This window comes from bacterium (assembly GCA_035419245.1).
GTDB lineage: Bacteria > Zhuqueibacterota > Zhuqueibacteria > Residuimicrobiales > Residuimicrobiaceae > JAKPUX01.
This window is the reverse complement of the sequence record DAOLSP010000031.1, coordinates 1-3861: the sequence shown is the minus strand read 5'-3', so window position 1 is coordinate 3861 and position 3861 is coordinate 1. Positions and strand designations below refer to the sequence as shown.

Here is a 3861-nt window from a genome sequence, read left to right as displayed (position 1 = left end):
TTCTTGTAGGTGAGGATTTCCTGGCCCTGGTAGGTGGCGCTGTCAGAGTTGCCCATCATGACCCGCACCTGAAAGTCGATCTCTTTGGCCTCAGCTTCAAGGCGCTTGATTTTTTCTTTCAGCTCTTTCAAGGTGCGGACCTGCAGGTAGACATCTTCGGTCACCTCGATAGGCGGTGGGCCGGCGATAGGATAGATGGCCTGCAAATCGCCCAAGGTTTTAGCCGGCGGCGGGGTGTTGGTCATCACATACTTGGTCCAGAACTCTTCGATCTCGCGCTCCATCATTTCGATGAACTCATTGTCGCGCTCGATCTCGATCAGGTCGGGCTCGCCGAAGCCGAGAAAAGAATCGGCCGGCATGACACCAATTGCGCCCCACTGAAACCCGGAGATCGCCATCTGCGCCTGAACCTGCACCCAGTGGTGCATAAAAATGGCGTTGGGTTCATCGGCGTTGATGTTCCAGGACTTGAGGCTTTCACGGGATGTGGTCTTGAGCTCCAGAGTTCCGGGGCCGGAAGGATTGTTGACAACCACGCGGTCGAGGTTGGCGCTCCAGAACGGCAGACGCGGGTGGATGCGGATCTTGTTATCCCGGCGGATTACCAGCCCGTACTTTTCACCGATCCAGTCGGCAATCATCTGCTCTGCCCGCAGGCCAGCCGATGCGCGCTGGGCTCCAATGCTGCCCTCCTCAAGCTCTTCGATGCCAGGGGCTGTTTTCCACTTCCACAGATCATAGGGGGTTTTGTAGCGGTCCAGTCCCAGAACGGCGGCGGTCTCAGAGGCGCCGATGTAGCGCTTCCGCCCTTTGAGCCAATCCTCGTGGCTGAGATCTGACTTCATCACGTAGTTTTTTGTTGCTTTCATGCCCGAAATTCCTTATCTTTGATTATCTGCTACTGCTGTTTAAGGCCTTCATCGGTTGCTGCCCGGTGAGGGCTTTTTTATTCGAACTCCACCGGATCCAGATCCTGAGTCTCGACCGGTATGCCCTCCAGATCGAACACTCCACAGCTGGTGCAAACAAAGTGATCATCGCAGTCCTCTAGCGATCCACCACACTCCGGGCATCCGTCCTCGCGCGGGTCCCACCAGAACTCTTCAGGCTCCAACCTGCCGAACTGTTTCCACGGCATCACTTGCCTCCTGTTAGCACATAAATCAGTAGGCTGACACTCACAGCAGCGGCAATAGCCATCACCAGCCGAGCCATCTCCACAAGCGCAGAGCGGATCTGGGCAACCGCCCTCTGTTTTCCGGCCTGGCACCACGCCGGAGATGCACCCTTGCGCTCGATGCGCCAGTAAAGCCAGTACTGCTTCAAAGCTCCCACTGTTACCTCCTCAGTTTTTCAATTCAGCAAGGGACTTCACGCGACAGCCTCCCGCTCGATCACCTCATCAACTTCCATGTCGAGCATGTCGGCCAGAATCAACGCCTCCTCAACCTGGAGGCGGCGTCGGCCATTAATGAGATCAGAAAAGCGGGGCTCGGTGATACCGAGACGACGAGCAACAAAGCCCTTTTTGAGTCCTCGCTTTTCGATCTCATCAACAACCATTTTTGACAAATTCGCCATCTATACCTCCAAAAGTTGCTTTTGGTTTACTTCGGTTGACTGTATTATTATAACAAATTTTTAAGTTACTGTCAAGAGCTTTTTTCAAATTTAGTAAACTTTTTTCGCCTTGACTGAGGGTGAATATCGGAGTATTTTGCGCCATGAAGCTGAATGCGGAATACATGCGTGCCGCGATTCAAGTGATCATGGATGAGGCGGTGGTGTCGCCGGAGGAGATCGCAAACGCGGCAGGATTGAACAAGACAGCGATATACAAGATTCTAAACGGCAATTGGGGCCGTTTTTATTGCGCAGAATGAGCAGGATGAATATTTCCGTGGGAAGATGGTGGGAATAAAAAAAGCCCGCTACTCGCGGGCTTTGAGTGCTTCAGAGAGCGCTCTCTCAATCCAGTTGGTTACCGTCCGGCCATCGGCTGCGGCGGCCTTGCGCACAAGCGCCATCAATTCCGGGCGCAGCGCAAGGTGTATCTGTGCGGTCTTGATGCGCTTATCGTTCATCGGCATACCCCCTATCTTGCTGGCGCACCACAGTCCAGTCTATTTCAACGCGGCTTCCGTCAGGCATAACAATGACGGCAGGATTATACCAGTATGCAGCCCGGCGCATGGCCTTCTTAAGTCCCGCGGGCGTGTTGGGATAGTCGGCAATAACCTCGTCTATCCCGTAGGGTGCCTGGTTTCCGGTCGCGATTACTCTGATCCTGCTCATCTCATCCTCCTTACTTGGTATAGTATCCTGCAAACATCCGGCGAGTTAGCTCGCAGTCTTGCACGCAGTACGTGCCATCCTGCATCTCGCAACCGTGACGCATAATAGTCTGCATCTCAGACTTTTCAGCGTCGGTCAGGGTGTTAAACACCTTCTGGCTGGCGGCTCCGCACTCAGGGCTCATCTTGATATAGAGCTCTGTGCGCTGGGCCTTGTCCTGGGCGAACATCTGATAGTTGTTCATGGCTTTCTCCTTAGTTTGTTCGGTTGTCCTTCAACCTGTATTAATATACACAATGCGTATATTAATGTCAAGAGAAATCGGTATAAAATCAAAATATTTTAAGCGTGTAAGTGTTTAATAATATTAACGCGGTAAAAAATAGTCTGGAATTATTCGGCGGGAAAAAACAAAAAAGCCGCCCGCACTTGCGCACGGGACGGCTTCAGAGGCCGCGAGATGAGCGGCGGCTATTCCGCGACGCGCTTCAACGCGCCGGTTGTGTTAAACAGCGGCTGCCAGACCAAGTGAAACGCGATCTGGCTGAAGGTATACCAGTACATCAGGAACGTCACATCGATCTGCCAGCCATACCCACCCATCGCCATAGCTGCAACGCCGGTCACGCCCGAGAGAACCAGAGCGATGAGGTAGCGCGGCAGTTTTCCAGGGACGTAACGGATTACAAGCTGGATGATGATTGGGGCCAGAAATCCCAACAGGGAAAGCAGGCCGCCGGGCAATTCAGTAGGCATATCTCACCTCTTGTGTTTTTTAATCCACTTCTCCAGGGCTTCCAAGGCGGCCCTGATCGCCTCTAAAATCGCATCAATCCAAGTTCCTTTGCCGGCGTAGCGCACGCGCTCGATCCCGGCCCATGTCATATAGCTCCCACATAGCGCAATGATCCCGACGCCGATATAATGCGTCGCATCCCAAGCCCACAATCCCCCGCCGGCGGTAATAATAGCGCCCATAACGTAGGCGAACCATGCGCGTCCATAGAATGGCGGCCCGGGGATCTTTGTGCCCGGCGGTTCAGGGCGCGGGATAAGGTCGGGCTTTAGTGGCGCGCTCGAGACGTCATGCGGACGCGGGGCGTCGATCTGTCCGATCGGTTTAAACTCTTCCATACCGACCCTCATATCTCAAAATGATAAATGTCACTGTATTGCGTCGTGCTGAAATCGCCGCCCCACTTGCCGCCGATGCTTTTCCAGAATCCCGCGAGCTTGTGGTACTCTTCGCAGTTTTCCCAGATGACATTCCCGGCGCGAACTATGGCGATGTCGGCAGCGCGTCCAAGCTGATGCATGCTTTTCTTGAGCGTTCCATCAGCCTTGCTTTTCTTGGCATCATAGAGAGCCTTTTGCTGCTCTGTGGTTCGGTAGAGCTGATACATCAGGACATCAATGTCCTGCTCATAAGCATAGCGCAGGAGCTTTTGCAGCGCCCGCGCGAATCGTTCTTGTTCGCTCATTTGCCATTCCCGTTAAGGTCCAATTTCCGTTTGATATAGCTCAAATCGTTCTGGATTACAGCCAGGAGCTGTTCGTGCTTGG

Annotated in this window: 11 protein-coding genes; 1 reads left to right on the top strand and 10 read right to left on the bottom strand. The window is 53.6% G+C overall.

Features of this window, described 5'->3' with window-relative positions; translation table 11 throughout:
- From PLH32_17635 to PLH32_17620, 4 genes are all read right to left on the bottom strand, one after another.
- A partial coding sequence (locus tag PLH32_17635; GenBank protein HQJ66431.1) for a YqaJ viral recombinase family protein occupies nt 1-872 on the bottom strand: 872 nt, incomplete at its 3' end.
- A 77-nt stretch (nt 873-949) separates the two neighbouring features.
- Nucleotides 950-1141: a hypothetical protein gene (locus PLH32_17630; protein HQJ66430.1), complete on the bottom strand. Its 192-nt coding sequence runs from the start codon at nt 1139-1141 to the stop codon at nt 950-952.
- Nucleotides 1141-1338 carry a hypothetical protein gene (locus PLH32_17625; GenBank protein ID HQJ66429.1) on the bottom strand — a complete coding sequence of 66 codons (198 nt, stop codon included), beginning with the start codon at nt 1336-1338 and terminating at the stop codon, nt 1141-1143. Before PLH32_17625 ends, PLH32_17630 begins: the two co-directional genes overlap by 1 nt.
- A gap of 36 nt (nt 1339-1374) precedes the next feature.
- A complete protein-coding gene (locus PLH32_17620; GenBank protein ID HQJ66428.1) occupies nt 1375-1584 on the bottom strand; it encodes a helix-turn-helix domain-containing protein in 210 nt (69 codons plus the stop codon).
- Between the two features lie 143 nt (nt 1585-1727).
- Here PLH32_17620 and PLH32_17615 point away from each other — a divergent pair, with 143 nt between their 5' ends.
- Entirely contained in the window at nt 1728-1886 is a 159-nt protein-coding gene (locus PLH32_17615) for a hypothetical protein (GenBank protein ID HQJ66427.1), read from the top strand.
- A gap of 48 nt (nt 1887-1934) precedes the next feature.
- On the opposite strand, the gene PLH32_17610 is transcribed toward PLH32_17615, so the two are convergent.
- The 6 genes from PLH32_17610 to PLH32_17585 form a co-directional block, all read right to left on the bottom strand.
- Nucleotides 1935-2087: a hypothetical protein gene (locus PLH32_17610; protein HQJ66426.1), complete on the bottom strand. Its 153-nt coding sequence runs from the start codon at nt 2085-2087 to the stop codon at nt 1935-1937.
- Nucleotides 2077-2298: a hypothetical protein gene (locus PLH32_17605; protein HQJ66425.1), complete on the bottom strand. Its 222-nt coding sequence runs from the start codon at nt 2296-2298 to the stop codon at nt 2077-2079. Before PLH32_17605 ends, PLH32_17610 begins: the two co-directional genes overlap by 11 nt.
- A gap of 10 nt (nt 2299-2308) precedes the next feature.
- The gene (locus tag PLH32_17600) at nt 2309-2542 is read right to left on the bottom strand and encodes a hypothetical protein (GenBank protein HQJ66424.1); all 234 of its coding nucleotides are present in this window, start codon (nt 2540-2542) and stop codon (nt 2309-2311) included.
- A gap of 227 nt (nt 2543-2769) precedes the next feature.
- Nucleotides 2770-3054 carry a hypothetical protein gene (locus PLH32_17595; protein ID HQJ66423.1) on the bottom strand — a complete coding sequence of 95 codons (285 nt, stop codon included), beginning with the start codon at nt 3052-3054 and terminating at the stop codon, nt 2770-2772.
- A gap of 3 nt (nt 3055-3057) precedes the next feature.
- Nucleotides 3058-3432, bottom strand: a complete 375-nt coding sequence (locus tag PLH32_17590) for a hypothetical protein (GenBank protein ID HQJ66422.1) — start codon at nt 3430-3432, stop codon at nt 3058-3060.
- 8 nt (nt 3433-3440) lie between these two features.
- Complete coding sequence (locus PLH32_17585) at nt 3441-3779, bottom strand: M15 family metallopeptidase (protein ID HQJ66421.1); 339 nt, start codon at nt 3777-3779, stop codon at nt 3441-3443.
- Nucleotides 3780-3861: the final 82 nt, after the last annotated feature.